Origin of the sequence: Nonomuraea cypriaca, from assembly GCF_015645445.1 — a bacterium.
Taxonomy (GTDB): domain Bacteria; phylum Actinomycetota; class Actinomycetes; order Streptosporangiales; family Streptosporangiaceae; genus Nonomuraea; species Nonomuraea cypriaca.
The window spans coordinates 49,447-66,546 of the sequence record NZ_JADOGI010000029.1 but is presented as its reverse complement, the minus strand read 5'-3'; the positions used below and the strand labels follow the sequence as shown (position 1 = coordinate 66,546).

20 protein-coding genes are annotated in these 17,100 nt (G+C 69.9%); 9 read left to right on the top strand and 11 right to left on the bottom strand.

Translation table 11 applies throughout. From position 1 onward, the window contains the following. Together ITP53_RS12665 and ITP53_RS12660 are read right to left on the bottom strand one after the other, a co-directional pair. A partial coding sequence (locus tag ITP53_RS12665; RefSeq protein WP_195895552.1) for a MarR family winged helix-turn-helix transcriptional regulator occupies positions 1-432 on the bottom strand: 432 nt, incomplete at its 3' end. Then, on the bottom strand, positions 429-1,046 hold the full coding sequence (locus tag ITP53_RS12660; protein WP_195895551.1) for a DJ-1/PfpI family protein: 618 nt from the start codon (positions 1,044-1,046) through the stop codon (positions 429-431). The genes ITP53_RS12665 and ITP53_RS12660, both read right to left, overlap by 4 nt. A 60-nt stretch (positions 1,047-1,106) precedes the next feature. Between ITP53_RS12660 and mads6 the strand changes: the two genes are divergently transcribed. Both mads6 and ITP53_RS12650 read left to right on the top strand, forming a co-directional pair. Then, positions 1,107-2,453 (top strand): methylation-associated defense system protein kinase MAD6, encoded by a 1,347-nt coding sequence (gene mads6 / locus ITP53_RS12655; RefSeq protein WP_195895550.1) that lies wholly within the window; start codon positions 1,107-1,109, stop codon positions 2,451-2,453. Continuing rightward, positions 2,450-2,974, top strand: coding sequence for a GNAT family N-acetyltransferase (locus tag ITP53_RS12650; protein WP_195895549.1), 525 nt, complete (start codon positions 2,450-2,452; stop codon positions 2,972-2,974). Before mads6 ends, ITP53_RS12650 begins: the two co-directional genes overlap by 4 nt. 4 nt (positions 2,975-2,978) lie before the next feature. On the opposite strand, the gene ITP53_RS12645 is transcribed toward ITP53_RS12650, so the two are convergent. After that, positions 2,979-3,782: an FKBP-type peptidyl-prolyl cis-trans isomerase gene (locus ITP53_RS12645; RefSeq protein WP_195895548.1), complete on the bottom strand. Its 804-nt coding sequence runs from the start codon at positions 3,780-3,782 to the stop codon at positions 2,979-2,981. Positions 3,783-3,887: 105 nt separating this feature from the next. Between ITP53_RS12645 and ITP53_RS12640 the strand changes: the two genes are divergently transcribed. Continuing rightward, entirely contained in the window at positions 3,888-4,934 is a 1,047-nt protein-coding gene (locus tag ITP53_RS12640) for a DUF2293 domain-containing protein (RefSeq protein ID WP_328814386.1), read from the top strand. A gap of 10 nt (positions 4,935-4,944) precedes the next feature. Beyond that, entirely contained in the window at positions 4,945-5,316 is a 372-nt protein-coding gene (locus ITP53_RS12635; protein ID WP_195895546.1) for an MmcQ/YjbR family DNA-binding protein, read from the top strand. On the opposite strand, the gene kynU is transcribed toward ITP53_RS12635, so the two are convergent. From kynU to ITP53_RS12610, 5 genes are read right to left on the bottom strand one after another with little or no spacing between them, the layout of a single operon-like run. Next, on the bottom strand, positions 5,309-6,505 hold the full coding sequence (gene kynU / locus ITP53_RS12630) for a kynureninase (RefSeq protein WP_195895545.1): 1,197 nt from the start codon (positions 6,503-6,505) through the stop codon (positions 5,309-5,311). The genes ITP53_RS12635 and kynU overlap by 8 nt on opposite strands. A gap of 4 nt (positions 6,506-6,509) precedes the next feature. Next, positions 6,510-7,610 carry an ABC transporter substrate-binding protein gene (locus ITP53_RS12625; protein WP_195895544.1) on the bottom strand — a complete coding sequence of 367 codons (1,101 nt, stop codon included), beginning with the start codon at positions 7,608-7,610 and terminating at the stop codon, positions 6,510-6,512. A gap of 19 nt (positions 7,611-7,629) precedes the next feature. Beyond that, positions 7,630-8,061 (bottom strand): RidA family protein, encoded by a 432-nt coding sequence (locus tag ITP53_RS12620; protein WP_195895543.1) that lies wholly within the window; start codon positions 8,059-8,061, stop codon positions 7,630-7,632. Next, positions 8,058-8,855 (bottom strand): 2-keto-4-pentenoate hydratase, encoded by a 798-nt coding sequence (locus tag ITP53_RS12615; RefSeq protein WP_195895542.1) that lies wholly within the window; start codon positions 8,853-8,855, stop codon positions 8,058-8,060. Before ITP53_RS12615 ends, ITP53_RS12620 begins: the two co-directional genes overlap by 4 nt. Continuing rightward, complete coding sequence (locus ITP53_RS12610) at positions 8,848-10,257, bottom strand: aldehyde dehydrogenase family protein (protein ID WP_328814385.1); 1,410 nt, start codon at positions 10,255-10,257, stop codon at positions 8,848-8,850. The genes ITP53_RS12615 and ITP53_RS12610 overlap by 8 nt, the downstream gene beginning before the upstream one ends. 170 nt (positions 10,258-10,427) lie before the next feature. Here ITP53_RS12610 and ITP53_RS12605 point away from each other — a divergent pair, with 170 nt between their 5' ends. After that, on the top strand, positions 10,428-11,015 hold the full coding sequence (locus tag ITP53_RS12605) for a VanZ family protein (protein ID WP_195895540.1): 588 nt from the start codon (positions 10,428-10,430) through the stop codon (positions 11,013-11,015). A gap of 152 nt (positions 11,016-11,167) precedes the next feature. After that, positions 11,168-11,920 (top strand): GntR family transcriptional regulator, encoded by a 753-nt coding sequence (locus ITP53_RS12600; RefSeq protein WP_195895539.1) that lies wholly within the window; start codon positions 11,168-11,170, stop codon positions 11,918-11,920. 551 nt (positions 11,921-12,471) lie between these two features. On the opposite strand, the gene ITP53_RS12595 is transcribed toward ITP53_RS12600, so the two are convergent. Further along, positions 12,472-13,422 (bottom strand): hypothetical protein, encoded by a 951-nt coding sequence (locus tag ITP53_RS12595; protein WP_195895538.1) that lies wholly within the window; start codon positions 13,420-13,422, stop codon positions 12,472-12,474. A 141-nt stretch (positions 13,423-13,563) separates the two neighbouring features. Here ITP53_RS12595 and ITP53_RS12590 point away from each other — a divergent pair, with 141 nt between their 5' ends. Further along, positions 13,564-14,094 carry a gamma carbonic anhydrase family protein gene (locus ITP53_RS12590; RefSeq protein WP_195895537.1) on the top strand — a complete coding sequence of 177 codons (531 nt, stop codon included), beginning with the start codon at positions 13,564-13,566 and terminating at the stop codon, positions 14,092-14,094. Here the strand turns inward: ITP53_RS12590 and ITP53_RS12585 are convergent. Then, positions 14,066-14,947 (bottom strand): DUF1349 domain-containing protein, encoded by an 882-nt coding sequence (locus ITP53_RS12585; protein ID WP_195895536.1) that lies wholly within the window; start codon positions 14,945-14,947, stop codon positions 14,066-14,068. The genes ITP53_RS12590 and ITP53_RS12585 overlap by 29 nt on opposite strands. A gap of 74 nt (positions 14,948-15,021) precedes the next feature. On the opposite strand from ITP53_RS12585, the gene ITP53_RS12580 reads away from it, so the two are divergent. Together ITP53_RS12580 and ITP53_RS12575 are read left to right on the top strand one after the other, a co-directional pair. Then, complete coding sequence (locus ITP53_RS12580; RefSeq protein ID WP_195895535.1) at positions 15,022-16,332, top strand: hypothetical protein; 1,311 nt, start codon at positions 15,022-15,024, stop codon at positions 16,330-16,332. A gap of 209 nt (positions 16,333-16,541) precedes the next feature. Continuing rightward, on the top strand, positions 16,542-16,703 hold the full coding sequence (locus ITP53_RS12575; RefSeq protein WP_020540796.1) for a hypothetical protein: 162 nt from the start codon (positions 16,542-16,544) through the stop codon (positions 16,701-16,703). Between the two features lie 86 nt (positions 16,704-16,789). Here ITP53_RS12575 and ITP53_RS12570 read toward each other — a convergent pair whose 3' ends face one another. Continuing rightward, positions 16,790-17,071, bottom strand: coding sequence for a metal-sensitive transcriptional regulator (locus tag ITP53_RS12570; RefSeq protein WP_195895534.1), 282 nt, complete (start codon positions 17,069-17,071; stop codon positions 16,790-16,792). Positions 17,072-17,100 lie beyond the last annotated feature (29 nt).

Sequence of the window (17,100 nt, the reverse complement as noted above, 5' to 3'; positions counted from 1 at the left end):
GAGGTGGTCCAGGGTGGAGGAGAGGCGTTGGAGGGTCTCCAGGCAGTTCTTGGCGTCTTCGGGGCCCAGCGCGGTGACCAGGCGTTCTGCGAAGGCGCGGTGGCCGGGGATGATTTTGGCGATGGACTCCCGGCCGGTCGCGGTCGGTTGCAGGAGTTTGGCCCGGCGATGGGCCGGGTTGGGGCGGTATTCGGCCAGACCCCGTTCCACCAGGAGGTCCGCGATCCGCTGTACCCCCTGCCGGCTCATCCCCATGACTCTGGCGATCCCCGCCACGGGCAGCGGCTCATGCAGGACGGCTCCGAGCACCTGCCACCACGCGGCGGTCATTCCGGCGGGCCGTGCCAGCTCCTCCGCCACCTGGAGGAACTGCCCGTTGAGCCGGAACGCCCCCAGCGCGAGGCCCGAGAGCAGCTCGGCCGGCTCGCTCATGCCGCCGCCAACACCTCGTACGCCGCCGGGTCGCCGACGCCGAACAGCCGGAACCAGGCGTCCAGCACCTCGGGCCGGTAGACGTCGAGCCGCCGGAAGATCTCCCGCGCGAACGCCACCGGCTCCGTCGGCCCCGCCGTGACGAGGTCGCCCCCGAGCACGGCGTCCCGGTCGAGATAGCGCTCGGCGCCCGAATAGCCCTCCTGCGCCGCCAAGTACTCCGTCACGGCGCTCGTGTGGTCGCGCTCGTCCAGCAGCCCCTCCCTGGCCAGCCCGGCAGTGGCGCCGCAGATGGCCGCGACCGGCACGCCCGCGTCCAGGAACTCGCCGGCCTTGCGCGCGAACGGCGCCAACTCGTCCCCCGCGTCCCACAGATCCGCCCCCGGCATGATCAGCAGTGCGCTGCCGGCCGGGGAGAGCTGGTCGAGCGCGAGATCGGGCGTGATGCGGAGCCCGCCCGCGGTGACGACCGGCCCGGTGGCGAGCCCGACCGTGACGATCTCGTAGCCGCCGGGCTCGCGGTGGTAGCGCCCGCTGCGCAGGTGGGCGGTCGCGTGACCGGTCTCCCAGTCGGCGAGCGTGTCGTAGACGGCGTGGTGCACGATTCCCTTCATGACAGCATGTTGTCATTTGGACAACGTGTTGTCAATGGGATCCCATGCGAGGATAGGCTCATGGCAGAGATCGTCGGCGGGGGACGTCCGGTCAACGACGCCGAACGGCGGGTGATCGCCTATTTGCGCGACCACGGGCCGGCCGACTGGTTGCTGCTGCACAACATCGAGGTTCCGCGCGGCCATGACCTGTTCGAGGTCGACCTCCTCGTGCTGACCGGCCACTCGCTCGTGGTCGTCGACGTCAAGGGCACCAGGGGCCGCATCCAGGTGTCGGGCACGCGGTGGTTCCCGCCGCGCAGGGAGGCGTTCGGCTCGCCCGTGATCAAACTGCGGGGCACCGCGAAGGCGCTGAAGGGCCTGCTGGTGTCCCGGGCCACGCAGCTCGAACGCGTCTACGTCGACTGCCTGGTCGTCCTCACCTCGCCCGACGCCGAGCTGGTCGACCAGGCCGGGCGCGACGCGGCCAACGTCACCGACCTGCCCGGCCTGCTGACCACGCTGAGCGACAGCTCCCGGGTCAGGCGCGGGTGCACCCCGGACGCGCGGCCGTACATGACCGCGATTCTCGACGCGCTCAACCAGACCGTACGCCGCAGCACCGCGCCGCCCAGGTTCGGCAACTGGGAGGTGGAGGAGCAGCTCGGCGGTGACGCCAAGGTCACCGAATACCGGGCGTTCAACGTGACGTTGCCGGGCAGCGAGACCGTGCTGCTGCGGGTCTACCAGGCCGATCCGCTGGCCGACCACGAGGCGCGGGCGGCCGAGCGGCAGCGCATCGCCAACGCGTACCAGACGCTGGCCAGGATCCCCCCGCACCCGTGCGTGGTGCGCTCGCGCGATTTCTTCGCCATCGACGACGAGAGCCGGTTCGTGCTGGTGCTCGACGACGTGCACGGCGAGGCGCTGCACCTGTCGCTGGGCAAGGGCGTGCGGCTGGGCGTGATCCAGGACCTCCTGCGTGGGCTGGCGCACGCGCACGCGCACGGCGTCATGCACCGGGCGCTGACGCCCGCCTGCGTCCTGGTCACCGACGACGGGCACGCGGTGCTGACGGGGTTCGACTACGCCAAGCCGGGGCCGCGCAACTACACCGTCGCGCACGAGTTGGGCAACGTGCTCGACGCCCATTACGTGGCGCCCGAGTGCCAGGACCGGCCCGACAGGATGACGACCGCCTCCGACGTCTACGCGGCCGGGGCGATCGCCTACCAGCTCCTCACCGGGGAGCTTCCCACGAGTGCAGACGCCCAGGGTCCCGAGGTGCCCGAGGTGGTGCGCAGGATGCTCGACCACTCCCCGGCCAAGCGGCCGACCGCCGCCGAGGCGCTCGCCGCGCTGGAGGCGGCGCCGCTCCAGGAGTCGCGGCTCAGGCGACTGGTACGTCGCATAGTGTCCCGCTCATGATGATTAGCCTGCGTCCCGTGAACGAGGGCGATTTATCCTTCCTCTACCGGCTCATCAGCGAGCCGGACAGCACGGGCGAGTTCCAGTGGTACGGCTTCCAGAACCCGCGCACCCTGCGCGACCGCTGGGAGGAGAACGGGATGCTCGGCGACGACGGCGGCATCCTGATCATCGCGAACGACGGCGACGAGGCCGGCTTCGTGTCATGGCGGAAGGAGGTCGCCAACCGCGCGAGCTACTTCTGGTCGATGGGGCTGATCGTGGCGCCTGAGCACCGTGGCAAGGGCTACGGCACACAGGCCCAGAAGCTGCTCGTGCGCTACCTGTTCGACCACTCGACGGTCAACAGGGTCGAGGCGAGCACCGAGATCACCAATCTGGCGGAGCAGCGGGCGCTGGAGAAGGCGGGGTTCACCCGCGAGGGCGTTCTCCGTGGCGTCGGCTTCCGCGCCGGCGAGTGGCGGGACGGCGTGCTCTACAGCATGCTCCGCTCCGACCTCGACCCCACACCGGAAGCATGACGAGTTAGCGGGCGCCGATGGTGTCGAGTACGTCGATGACGTACAGGACGGGGTCGTCGCCGGGCGCGGCGACGGCGACGCGGCTGCCGACCCGCCGGCCGGCGAGCGCGTCCAGCCAGGCGCCGGGCACGGCCCCCGGCTTAAGCGTGAACGCGCTCGGCCCGCCCCGGCGGTACGACGAGTCCACCACCGTGCGGGACGGCCAGGCCGCGGCGACGTACTGGACGACCACCTTGGCGCCCGCCACGACCTCCCTGCCCGACCCGTCGATGAGCGTACGGGGCGGCGCGCCCGGCGTGAGGTCGGTGGGCACGATCGGCAGGGTACGCCCCACGAGCCGGGCGTCCGGCGGATACCCGCCGAGGATGTCGAACACGAACACCAGCGTGTCCCCGGGCGAGACGCCGGTCAGCGGCACGTTCGGACCCAGAGCTTCGGCCGCCGGGCTGACCAGCATGATCCTGCTGCCCGCCGGCCGGCCGATGAGCGACTGCCGCCACGTCTCCGACACCTGCCTGCCGTCGAAGACCACCGTGGTGGGCTGGTTGACGTCGTAGGTGTTCATGTAGGGCTGGTTGCCCGACCAGCGCCGGATGTCCACGTCCGCGAGCACCACGTCACCCGGCACCGTACGCCGCCCGCTGCCCACCGACAGCACCGTGATCCGCGGCGTGCGGCCCGGCTTGCCCTTGGGTATGGCGACCACCGGCTTACTGCCGAACGAGCCCGACACGACGGGCTGCGTGCCGTCCTCGGCCAGGCCACATGAGGTGGTGAGCATGAAGACGGCAGGCCAGAACAGACGCACGATTTTCCTCCAGGGCCAGATCCGAAGGAGTTACTTGCCGCAATGACACAAAGGAATGCGCCGAGTCTCGCCATCTCACGACAAAGGCACGGAAGACTTGGCCCCGTGAGTAAGCCGAACCTGGCGCGCCGGGTCGCCGAAGCGGCCGAGATCGCCCTGACCACCCGCAAGTACGTGACGTTCATCGACGTGGTGACGAGCCTGCGCTGGCTGCACTCCAGGCATGTGGACACCTGGCGGCAGGGCCGGGTCGCCACGCTCGCCGAGTTGGCGGACGTCGACGAGGAGCGGCTGCTCGCCACGGCCACGCTGCTGGGGAACTGGGCGCGGGCCAAGGGGCTCAGGCCGGTGGAGACGCCGTACATCGCCGGCACCCGGGACCGGCGCGAGCTGCGTTTCACCGCCGGGCACCCGCAGGAGGCGTTCCGCGTCCACTGGCTCTCGCCCGACCTCAGCGAGGCCAGGGTACGGCGGCTGACCGAGGCGCAGAGCAAGGCGCCCGACCTGGTGGCGGTGTCGCCGCTGGACGACTGGACGTGCGCCGCCTGCGGCGACACCGGACCCTATCTGATCATGGAGGACGACCGCCCGCACTGTCTGACCTGCGCGGACCTGGATCACCTGGTGTTCCTGCCGGCCGGCAACGCGGCGCTCAGCCGCCGCGCCAAGCAGGAGAGCGGCCTGTCCGCCGTGGTCGTCAGGTTCAACCGCCGGCGCAAGGTCTACCAGCGCCTCGGCCTGCTGGTTGAGGACTCCGCGCTGGCCGCCGCCGAGGAGCGGTGCCTGGCCGACGAGGAGGTACGCCTGCGCCGCCGCGAGCGCGACCGCGACCGCCGGGCGGAGCAGGACGGGGAGTTCCAGGCGAAGATGGCGGCCGAGATCGCCCGGTTGTTCCCGAGTTGCCCGGAGCGACGGGCGCGGGAGATCGCCGAGCACGCCGGCCAGCGCGGCAGCGGCAGGGTCGGCAGGTCGGCGGCGGCGAAGGCGCTCGACGAGAACGCCATCACCCTGGCCGTCATCGCCTCGATCAGGCACCTCGACACCGACTACGACCACCTGCTGATGTCCGGCGTGCCCAGGATGGCGGCCAGGGACATGATCAGGGAACGCATCGAGCGCAAGCTGGAGGACTTTCGGCGCACGCCGCGCTAACGTCGAACGCATGAGCGATTGGCAGGACGTACGCGAGGAGCTACGCGCGTTCGCTCTCGGGCTCCCCGAGACTCACGAGGACCACCCGTGGGGCGAGACGGTGATCAAGGTGAACAAGAAGGTGTTCCTCTTTCTCGGCCTGGACGAGCAGACCGAGAAGTGGGACCCGGCGTTCGGTGTGAAGCTGCGCTCGGAGGCGCACGGCCACGCGCTGACCGTCGAGGGGGCGGCGCCCAGCAGTCACGGCCTCGGCAAGGCCGGATGGGTGACCGTGCCGTTCCTGGCGGAGTTGCCCGAGACCGAGGTGCTGCTCGACTGGGTCGAGGAGAGCTACCGCGCGATCGCCCCCAAGCGGGCGGTCAAGGAGCTGGATCTCAGGTGACGCCCCTCCGGTGGGCGTATCTCTCGTCCTGCCAGAGCTCCTGGTCCAGCACCTCCAGGAGCGTGGCGGCGGCGTCGTAGACGTCTGCGTAGCCGATGTACAGCGGCGCGATCCCGAACCTGAGGATGTCGGGCGCGCGGAAGTCGCCGTGCACGCCCCGGTCGATCAGCGCCCGCATCACCCGGTAGCCGTCGGGGTGGCGGAAGCTGACCTGGCTGCCGCGCGCGGCCGCGTCGAGGGGCGAGGCCGGCTCCAGCGCGTCGCCGACCAGGTCGATGAAGAGCGAGGTGAGCGCCATGCTCTTGGCCCGCACCTGGCCCATCGGCACCCGCTCCCACATGTCGAGCGCCGCCTCCAGCGCCGCCATGGACAACACGTGCGGGGTGCCCACAGCGAACCGCCTGACGCCTTCCGCCGGGCGGTAGTCCGCCTCGAACGCGAACGGCTCCGCGTGGCCCATCCAGCCGGACAGGACGTTCTCGGCGGCGGCGTGGTGCCGCGGATTGACGTAGAGGAACGCGGGCGCGCCAGGCCCCCCGTTCAGATACTTGTACGTGCATCCGACCCCGAAATCGGCCGCCGAGATGTCCACCTCCATCGCGCCCACGCTGTGGCACACGTCCCAGACCATGAGCGCACCGGCCGCCCGCACCTCGGCGGTGACCGACGGCACGTCGTGCCTGGCGCCGGTGCCGTAGTCGACCTCCCCCAGCAGCACCACGGCCGCGTCCTCGAACCCGCCCGCGGCGACGTCGCGCACCTCGTAGTCCCCGAGCAGCCCGGCCAGCCCCTGCACCATGTAGTGGTCGGTGGGGAAGTTGCGGACGTCGGAGACGATCACCCGGCGCTCCGGGCGCAACCGCAGCGCCGCCGCCACCGCCTGGTAGATCGCGATCGAGGTCGTGTTGCCCACCACGACCTGCCCAGGTCCCGCGCCGATCAGCGGGGCCAGCCGGTCGCCGAGGGTCAGCGGCTGCTCGTACCAGCCCTCGGTGTTCCACCCGCCGACCAGCTCCTTGCCCCACTCGTCGGCGACCGCCCGCCGCACCCGCTCGGCGGTCCGCCTGGGCAGCGCGCCGAGTGAGTTGCCCACGAGGTAGACGACCCCTTCGGGCAGCACGAACTCGTCCTTGAACTCCCGCAGCGGATCGCCGGCGTCGAGTGCCAGGCAGTGATCGCGGTCCAGCACGTACTCACTCCGATTCTGGGGGGATCGTGGCAATTATCCGATTTACACCATTTCGGTATTCGCGGGCGTACCAGTTCTGCACCGGGTTGTGGCCGGCGTCGAGCCGGAACGGGCCGCGCGGTCCTGCCAGCTCACCCGCCTCCCCCAGCTCACGCACCAGATCGCCGCCCCTGGCCAGCGCCTGGTCGATGAGGCGCATGGCGTCCCAGCCCTGCAGCGCGACCGCCGACGGGTTGTGGCCGGTCCTGGCACGCCACCGGGCGACGAACGCGGCGTTGTCCGGATTGTCCAGCGCGGGAGAGTACATCCCGACGCTGGTGATCCCCTCGGCGTCCGGGCCGATGTCCCGCAGCACGTCCTCGTCCGTGAGACTCTGCGAGGTCAGCAGCTCGACCTCGTCATCGTAGCCGAGCTGCTTGAACGCCCTCGCGAACGCCACCGCCTCGCCGCCCGCGTAGACGGCGTACAGGAGCTCCGCCTCCGCCGGGATCTGCTCGAGGTACGGCCCCAGGTCCGTGATCCGGCCGTACGGCGTGAGGATGCGCTTGAGCGGCCCGGCGCCGTAGCCCTCTGTGAAGCCCTGGAGGGTCTCGGCGCCCGCGGAGGAGGCCATGAGGACGACGTCCGTCCTGCCGTACCTCTCGGCGGCGTACCGGCCGGCGGCGTGGCCGTGGTCGTGATCGGTGTACGACACGCGGAAGACGTTCGGGCCGCCCAGCTCGTCCGCGCCCGCGTTGGCGATCACGACGGGCGTCCGTCCCGCGGCCTCGACCACGGACGCGGCGACAGGCGAGGAGATCAGCCCGGTGATCACGTCCACGCCCTCGTCCTGGATGAGCCGCCTGGCCTGCGCCTGGCCCTCCTCCGGATCGCCCGCGTCGTCGGCCACCAGCAGCGTCGCCGGCCTGCCGCCCAGGGCGCCGCCGTGGGTGTCGAGGTAGAGGCGCATGGCGGTCTCCATGTCGTCGCCGAGCACGGCGTACACGCCGGTCTGGGAGATGATCGCGCCGATCCTGACCTGCCGGGCGTCCTCCTCCTGCGCCGGCAGCGACCCGCCGCAGCCTGCGGCCATCAGCACCGCCAGACCTAACACGGGCACCCGCATCAGGAACGCCGTGGCCGGATCATGATCGCTCCTGCGGATGGTAGGCGACGGCCTGCATCTCGATGAGGAGGTGCGGATGGGGCAACTGGTGCACCGCCACCGTGCTCCTGGTGGGCCCCTCCTCGTCGAAGAACTCGGCGTAGACCTCGTTGTAGCCCTTGAAGTCGTTCATGTTGACCAGGTACGCGGTGATCTGCACCAGATCGGCGAGCGAGCCGCCCGCCGCCTTGAGTATGTCGCCGATGTTCTCGATGACCGCCCTTGTCTGGGCGCGGATGTCCAGGTTCGTCGCCCCGAACTTGTCCACCTCGACGCCCACGAACGTGTCGTCGGTGCGCCGGCAACTCGTGCCCGAGACATACAGGAAGTCGCCTGCCCGCTTGACGTGCGGGAACCGCCCTCGCGGAGTGGCCTTGCCCGGCACGCGGAGGGCCTTGCCCCTTTCCCTCACTTCGAGAACACCGCCCGTACGGAGCCCAGCCCGCCGACGCGCGCCTCGAACACGTCCCCTGCCTCCACCGGCACCACCGGCCCGAGCGCGCCGGTGAGCACCACGTCACCGGCGCGCAGCGCGTAGTTCGTCCGGCCGAGCCGGCTCGCCAGCCAGAGTGCGGCGTTGAGCGGGTTGCCCATGCACGCCTCTCCGGAGCCCGCCGACACCTCCTGACCGGCGCGCGTCATGGTCATCCCGGCCGCGCGCAGGTCCAGCCCCATCAGCGACACGGGCGTGTTGCCCAGCACGAACGCGCCGGCTGAGGCGTTGTCCGCGATCGTGTCGGCCAGCGTGATGTCCCAGTCGGCGATGCGCGAGTCCGCGATCTCGATGGCGGGCAGCGCGAACTCCACCGCCCTGATCACGTCGGCCACCGTGAACGGCCCGCCGGTCAGGTCCCGGCCGAGCACCAGCGCGACCTCGGCCTCGGCCCGCGGCTGCAGAAACTTGTCCACCGGCACGGGAAGGCCGTCGCAGTACGACATGTCCGCGAAGAGCATGCCGAAGTCCGGCTGGCCGATGCCCAGCTTCGCGCGTACCTGCTCGTTCGTGGCCCCGATCTTCCTTCCGACCAGCCGCCGTCCCGCGTCCAGCGCCCGGCGTGTGTTGATCTCCTGTACGGCGTAGCCTGCTGCCTCCGTGGCGACCAGGTCCCTGATCGGCGCGCACTGCTCGCCTGAACGCGCGGCTTCGGCCAGCCGGTCGGCGGCATGAGTCCGCACGTCAACGGCCTGGGACCATTCGTCATGCATCGGGTTGCTCCAGTTTGATGGTGATCGTGGTGGGTGCTGAATAGAAGTCGAGCGACTGCAGGCCGCCCTCTCTGCCGATGCCCGACAGCTTCACGCCGCCGAACGGGGTGCGCAGGTCACGTGAATACCAGGTGTTGACCCAGACGAGCCCGGCCTCCAGCCGCTGCGCCACCCGGTGGGCGCGGTCGAGGCTGGTCGTCCAGAGGGTGGCCGCCAGGCCGTACTCGCCGCCGTTGGCCAGGTCGATCGCCTCGGCCTCGCTGTCGAACGGCGCGACGTGACACACGGGACCGAAGATCTCCTCCCGGTTGAACCTTGACCATTCCGATAAGCCTGTCACTACCGTCGGTTCTACGAAATATCCGGAATCGCGGTGATCGCCGAACGCCGGGACGCTGCCACCCGTGAGCACCTTGGCTCCCTCCGAGCGGGCCAAGGCGTAGTACGCGAGCACCTTCTCGCGATGGTCGAAGGAGATCATGGGCTGCGGCTCGACCTCCTGGGCCCGGCTGGCCAGCCGGGCGCAGAACTCCTCGAAGATCGAGCGCTGGACGTAGAGCCGCTCGGTGCACAGGCAGACCTGGCCGCCGTTGGTGAAGACGGACTTCACGGCGCCCTCGACCGCCCGGTCGAGATCGCAGTCCTCGAAGACCAGCCCGGCGTTCTTGCCGCCCAGCTCGAACGAGATCGGCTTGACCCGGTCGGCGACCGACCTCATGATCTCGCTGCCCGTCCTGGTGGACCCGGTGAACGTCACGGCGTCCACCCCCGGGTGCTCGACGAGGAGCTGGCCGGCGGAGCCGTACCCGAAGATGATGTTGACGACGCCGGCGGGGAGCCCGGCGGCGGCGCAGATCTCGGCGAACACCGCGGCGGAGCCAGGCGTGTGCTCCGACGGCTTGACCACCACGGTGTTGCCCGCGACCAGGGCGGGCGCCAGCTTCCACGTCATGAGCAGGAACGGCAGGTTCCACGGGACGATCGCCGCGACCACGCCGAGCGGCCTGCGCACGGTGTAGCTGAGCAGGCCCGACAGGTGGAAGGCGTCGTCGGGGCGCTGGGCGGCGATCTCGGCGAAGGCGCGGAAGTTCGCGATGCCGCGCGGGATGTCCAGGGTGCGGGTCTGGTCGAGCGGCTTGCCCGTGTCGGCGATCTCGGCCACCACCAGGTCGTCGAAGCGGGCCTCGACGCCCTCGGCCAGGCGCCGCAACCACCCGGCCCGCTCGGCGACGGGCAGCGCCGCCCAGTCCCGCGCCGCCTCCCTGGCCGCGCGGACCGCCCGGTCGACCACCTCCGGGTCCGCCTCGTGGACCTGCCTCATCACCGTGCCAGTCACGGGGTCGTGGACCGGGAACGCCTTCCCCGCCCCCACCGGCTCGCCACCGATGAAATGCGTCAGCACAACAGCCTCCTCATCTCTCCCTGTATAGATCGCTGTATAGATCATTGGGCGGTCGACGGACAACGGGGCGTCCCGGGACATGGAACCCTCGCTCGCATCGTCTCCCCCGAACGCGACGCGCGCCATCCACGGTCGCCGGGTCGTTTTCCGATGGTGGCGGACCTGTCCAGATGGACATCTTCCGGTACCCCTTGATCGATCGCCATGATGGTCGAGTGGCGCGGACGTGGGAATTGTGGGGAAACGTCGTTATTGCTGGTACGTTTGCACTTCCTCTGGCCTTGCTAGCAATCTTGCTCCTCTCCCGCCACCGCGCCCGCGCCGGGCATCCCGCGCCGCTGCGCGTCTCGATCGCCGACGTCGGCATCGTGGTCGGCACCGCGCCCTGGATCTGGATGATCCTGACCCCGTCGAGCGGCCGGACAGGAGTCGGCCTCGTCCCGTTCACCGACCTCGCGGACCTGGTGAACGCGCCGTGGGAGGCGGTGTCGGTCCAGGTGGGCGGCAATCTGCTGGTGTTCGCGGCGCTCGGCGCGCTCCTGCCGGTACGCAGCCGCGCCATGTCCTCGACGGCCCGCGTTGCGGCCCTCGCCGCCGCATTTTCGGTCCTGGTCGAACTCCTCCAGTACGCCTTGCGCCTAGGCCGTTTCTCCTCCGTGGACGACGTCCTCCTGAACACCGCAGGCGCCGTGATCTTCGCTTTGATTACTCGCCGCTGGTGGGCCGACCGAATACCGGCCGGGACCGTTCCACGGTAACGGTCCGCTTAAACGTCCCGGAATTCACCACACGGGCACGATCCGCTCAAAAGAAGCTCGCGACCATCCTCTGTATCTGTGCGATCGTGGACAAGACGGGGCAAGTTCTCTGGAGACGCCACAACCTGGTTGGTGACAGAGGGTGATCAAAGTTGTCTGAATCCCCGGTACCCCATGAGCCCCCTATCTATCGACGCATCGCCGACGGCCTCCGCGCCCGGATTCTGTCCGGCGAACTGCGCGACGGGGACCGACTACCGGGCGAGAACGCACTGATGGCCGAATACGCAATCGCACGAGCCACCGCCAGGCAGGCGCTTGCCGTACTCATCAACGAAGGGCTGGCGGTGCCCAAACGAGGCTCGGGGGTTTACGTGCGGCTGTTCAAACCGATACGCAGACACGGCTCACGCCGCCTGTCACGAGAGCAGTGGGGTCAGGGCCGGGCCATCTGGGACGCGGACACGCGTGGCCGGCCGTTCACCGTCGACCACGTGGAGGTGGCGCTGGAGCGCGCCGCCGAGGAGGTGGCGAGCGTACTCGAGAGCGGCGAGGTATGGGTACGCCGGCGCCGCTACTCGGTCGACACCAGACCCGTGCAACTGGCCACCTCCTACTTTCCCGCGCGACTGGTGGAAGGCAGCGCGATCACCCTCACCGACACCGGGCCTGGCGGGGTCTACGCCAGGCTGGGAGACCTGGGCGTGCCTCCCGCCCACTTCACCGAGGAGGTGCGCGCCCGCATGCCTGGACCGCGCGAGAGCGCCCTGCTCGACCTGCCGGGCGGCACACCCGTCATCGTCATCGCCCGTACGGCGTACACGTCGGGCGGGCTGCCCGTCGAGATCAACGAGATGGTGCTGGACTCGGCGGCATACGTACTCCAGTACGACTTCGACGCCTAGTTCAACCCGATGTGTCAAGCGATAGGTTGACCTGTCCATCACGATCATTGAATTCTCTAGAGAAGTGCCGCATCGTCGAAGGAGATGGAAACCTCGCCTGGGGGCCCGGGAAAGGCGGACAGAGATGTCCTTTGATCGGCATCTTGCCGAGATTGCCCGGGAGTACCCCCAGTGGACCATCTGGCGGAGCGATGCCGGCCGCTGGTGGGCCACGAGACACCATCCGCTCAGCGCGGCGCAGCGCGATGCCGGATGTGCGATGACCATCGACGCGGACGACCCGGACGGCCTGCGCGACCAGCTCCGGGACCAGGAAAGAAGGGCCGGTGAGCGACACCGGTGGCGAGCCGGCCCCGCACCACCTTGACGCCCGCCGTGGAGCGTTCCGCGGCAGGCGCACATGAGCAGCCCGGTGCCGGGTCCAGCGTCTCGGCGGCCCCGGTACCGGGCCACCAACAGGTGGGGCCACGAACGCGGAAGCCTCCGACCCTATCGGGGGCGGGGGCTTCCGCTCCGCCGCCCACGGGGGCTGCGGCGGTCGTGGCCGAACCCTACTTGTTGACCTCGGACAGCCGGACGATGTGCACGTCGGTGTCGTCGGAGACGGCCTCCTCGCGCGGCTGCTGCTCCTCCTCGCTCTCCACGACGACCCGCAGGTCCTCCTGGGCGGGCGGCTGAGCTTCCTCCGGGACCAGCGGACCGGCCCCTGCCTCGTTGCGCATCAGGTCACCGAGCACCGAGTTGATCTCGGTCAGCCGGCGTACGACCTCCGTGTGCGTGTTGGACAGGTATTCGACCCGCCGCCCCGCCTGCTCGTCGATCGTGGCGGTGCGCTGACGGGCCGACGTCAGCATCGTGTCGGCCTCGTTCCGCGCCCCGGACAGCACCTGCTCGGCCTGCGCGTTGGCGGACTGCAGCAGTTGCTCCGACTCCGCCTGGGCCGCGGCCAGCACCCGCTCCGCCTCGGCCCGCGAGTCGCGCAGGGATTCCTCCGACTCGGTGCGGGCGGAGTTGAGCTGCTCCTCGGCGTCCGCGCCCGCCTGCGCGAGCATCCGCTCGGCCGCCTGCGTGGCCTCGCCCACGCGCCGCTCGGCCTCCGCCTGCGCGGAGGTGAGAATCTTGTCGGCGGTCTCGCGGGAGGTCGTCACGAGCCGATCGGCCTCCGACTTCGCCGCGTCGCGCACGCTGGCGGCCTCGGCCTCGGCGTCCTCCCTCTTGGCCGCGGCCTCCTCCTCGCCGAGCTTGAGTATCTGGGCGAGCCTGGGACTGAGATCCTCGTAGCTCTGCGGCGCCTCGACCATGCGCCGCCTGGCCTCCGCCAGCTCGATGCGGCCCTGCTCGGCCTGGTCGAGCGCCCGTGCCAGCCGCTCTTCCAGATCCCGGATCTGGTTTCTGGTGCGGATCATGTAGTCGTGAACCTGACGGCGGTTGAAGCCGCGCATCACGACCTCGAAGGTGTCCTCTTGCATCAGGTCGGGAATGCTCTCGTGCTGGTTTGTCATGGGGGTTACCTAAAGGTGGTTTGCGTGAGCCGGGGGAAAGCTGCGGGTTGTGAGGGTCTGGCGACGAGACGTCAGGAAACGACTTTCCTGCCATCTGCCCACGTCCGCAACCCGAACGCCATACCCCGGCACGGAATTACGATGTCTGGGGTGTACATAGCAGCATTGAACAACGGGGCAGTCCCGGACATAAGCCCTGAGGCGTACATCGCACCCGGTGCCGTCGTAGTCGGACGCGTGAAGATCGGCCGAGCATCCAGCATCTGGTACGGCTCCGTCCTGCGCGCCGACGACGAACGGATCGAGATCGGCGAGGAGTGCAACGTCCAGGACCTGAGCTGCCTCCACTCCGACCCCGGCGAGCCGGCGATCCTGGAGGACCGGGTCAGCCTGGGACACAAGGCGATGGTGCACGGCGCCCACATCGAGACCGGCACGCTGATCGGCATCGGCGCGATCGTGCTGGGTGGCGCCCGCGTGGGAGCGGGCACGCTGGTGGCGGCCGGAGCGCTGGTCGGGCCCGGCAAGAAGATCCCGTCCGGCGTGCTGGTCGCCGGGGTGCCCGGCAAGATCGTACGCGAGCTCACCGACGACGACCGGGCCTCCTTCGCCCGCACCCCGGACAACTACGTCGCCAAGGCGCTCAGGCACCGGCAGGCGTCATCGCTTTGATCAGGACCTCGTCCGAGACCGACGCCTCGTTCAGCGGGTCGGCGTACTCCGGCAGCTCGGGCCGCAGGAACCTGACGAAGTCGACGGTCAGCTTGAGGTCGGGCACACCGCTCACCTGCTTGGCGTTGCCCTTGGCCGGGTCCTTCTGGAGTGTGCTGTAGCTGTCCCAGTCGGTGTAGGCGGTGACACCCCACTGGAGCACGTCGGGAAGGGTCGAAGGCCAGCGCTGGGCGACCTTCCACTTGCCGCCGTCCTCCTTGTAGAGCGCGACGAAGACGCGGCCGACCCTGGACAGGGCGAGCTCCACCCAGCCGCTCTTGACGGCCACCTCCTTGGGCTTGGAGCTGCCGTCCTGGGTGTACTTCGCCTCGACCTGGCCGCTCTTCTCACCGGTGCCGGTGGTGACCGACACCCAGTTGGGCTTGGCGTACGAGCCCGGCTGGCGGGCCATCAGGCCGCCGAGCGAGAACTTCCGCTTGGGCTGCCCGCCGGCCTTGCCCTCGACCTTGACCCTGGCGTGCATGACGATGTCCCCTGCGAGGTCCTGGTACACGAAGGGACCGCGGAAGCCGTCGAACCAGGCCGAGACCTTGGGCTCCAGATACATCGAGCCCTTCGCGGTCTTGTTCACGTCGAGCTTGGCGATCCTGTCGATGTCCTTCTCGGTCTCGCTCAGCTTGGTCCACGCGGACAGATCATCGGCGGCGGCGAACTCCGTGGAGGCCCCGCCCACCTCCCCGCCGGGCGCCGGAGGGGAGGCGTTCTCCAGCGTGAGCACACCGGGTCCGGTCGGGGTCGGCTGCGCCGCCGTAGTCGTACCGCAACTGGAGAGCACGCTGACGACTGCCACCATCCCTGCTACCTTCGCCCTCATAGCGGACATTCTGCCGTGAAATGCCGATGGTTGATCCGGTAGGTCCCAGTACGATGACGGCCGTGCGACCCTGGGACGCGTTCACGGCCACCGAGGCGGAGGTCCGCGCGATGGTCGCGGACCCACGCTGGCAGGGGCTCGACGTGCCCGACCGCGCCCATGTCCTGGCGGCGAGAATACTCGTGACCGCCGATGGCGACCGGTGGCTGTTCGGGGCGCACGCGCGCTGGCATCTGCACGACCCCGCCGACGGCCGCTGGCACCTCGCGCCACCGCCGCGCGGGACGCCGGCCCGCCGGAGCGGGCATCCGGCGGCTGCGCTGCCCGACGAGGTGGTCGCCGGTGGCCCCGACTTCCACGCCGAGCCCGGCTCGACGCAGGCGTTCATCGGTCCCGACGTGTCGGCGCGGCTGACCGAGCAGGTACGGGTTCTGGTGCGGAGTTGCGGGCGCAAGTCCGAGTCGGACTACCCGCTGACGGCGTTCGGCGAGATCCTCGCCTCCGACGTGCCCAGCACGGTGGCCGCCGTGTGGGGCACGATACTGTGGTGCGCGTACGCGCCCGCCTTCGACGGCAACGAACGGCTGCTCACCATCTTCGGCGAATACCTGCGCCGCTCGCTGCCCGGCGACGAGTGGGTGCGCTGGCTGCCCGCGCCGCCCCTGCTCGACCTCGTCACGCTCGTGGCCGAGCGGCTGCGGGCCGGACGCCCCCGCGCCGCGCTCAGGCTCGCCGCCGTGATGGCGGACACGGCCCAGATCCTGCTCTCCGACACCCGCTTCAGGCCGCGCGCGCTCGCGCTGCTCACGATGGTCGAGCCCATGCTGCGCCGGCCCGTCCTGGACGCGGACGCCGCCAAGGAGGACGAGTCCGTACGCCGCCTCTGGCTGGAGCGCTGCCCGGACCGCCTCGCCCGTGCCCTGCTCGTCGAGACCGATCCGGCTGCGCACTTCTCCCACGCCGTCTACGACCTGGTGGACGCCCTGGCGTGCACGCCAGAGCCGCGCCGGGCGGCCGCCTCGTTCCTCGCCGACGTGGCCGACTCCAAGGGACTGCTGCCGGCCCTGCTGGACCACCGGCTCAGGACGGCGTACGAGGAGCTGGACCGGGCCGGCCTGACCGGCACCTCGGCCGGCGAGTCGACCCAGCCGGAGGGGTTCCCCGTGCGGGTGTGGACCAAGCCCGCGTCGGCGCTGGAGGTGGCCCCGCCGGACCGGGCGAGTACGGCGGCGGTGCTCGGGGCGGCGTACGCCACGGGGCTGGCGTGGGGCGGGCTGACCGGGGCCAAGATGCCGGAGCGCGGACTCGCCGGACAGGCGGCACTGGTGCAAAAGATCATCCACGAACGCGATGACAAGCACTAGCAAACCACTAATACTGTTATTTCACACCTATATCGTTCCAGCACTCCCGCCACAAGAAATTCGCCGAATTGTGATCTCGGAATCGGGAAATGATCCCACCGGGGTCCCCGGGGCGCGGAAAGGAATGACCCCGATGGGCCATGTCGCCGGAAGGGGCCCGCACCGTAACCTCGTAGAGGGTGTGGGCTGCGGAAGGAAAGGACGACGCGGTGGGGCACGACGACCTGGACTCTCGGGTCCACGACCGTGTCGCGTTGGACGAGATTGCGCTCTACGCCGAGGTGCTCACCGCCGTGGCAGTCAGCGAACGGCGGCTGACCTTGGACGAACTCGACGACGCGCTCGGATTGCGGACTTCGGCGAGCCGCTGAAGGACTATGACGATTACTAGCCCCGGGAACCCTGTTTCAGGTTTCCCGGGGTTTCGACATAACTAGTTAATCGCACTTATGGGAGGCTAGGAGCGGACGAGCCGGGCGATCGCCGCGGACGCCTCCTTCACCTTCGCCTCCGCCTCGGGACCGCCGACGTTGATGGCGTCCGCCACGCAGTGCGAGATGTGCTCCTCCAGCAGCCCCAGCGCCACCGCCTGGAGGGCCCGCGTGGCCGCGGAGACCTGGGTGAGCACGTCGATGCAGTAGGCGTCGTCATCGACCATGCGCTGCAGGCCCCTGATCTGACCCTCGATTCGCCTGAGGCGCGTCAGATATGCCTGCTTGTCTCCGCTGTACCCATGCATGCTTCTAAGGTACCCGTAACCCGTATGCA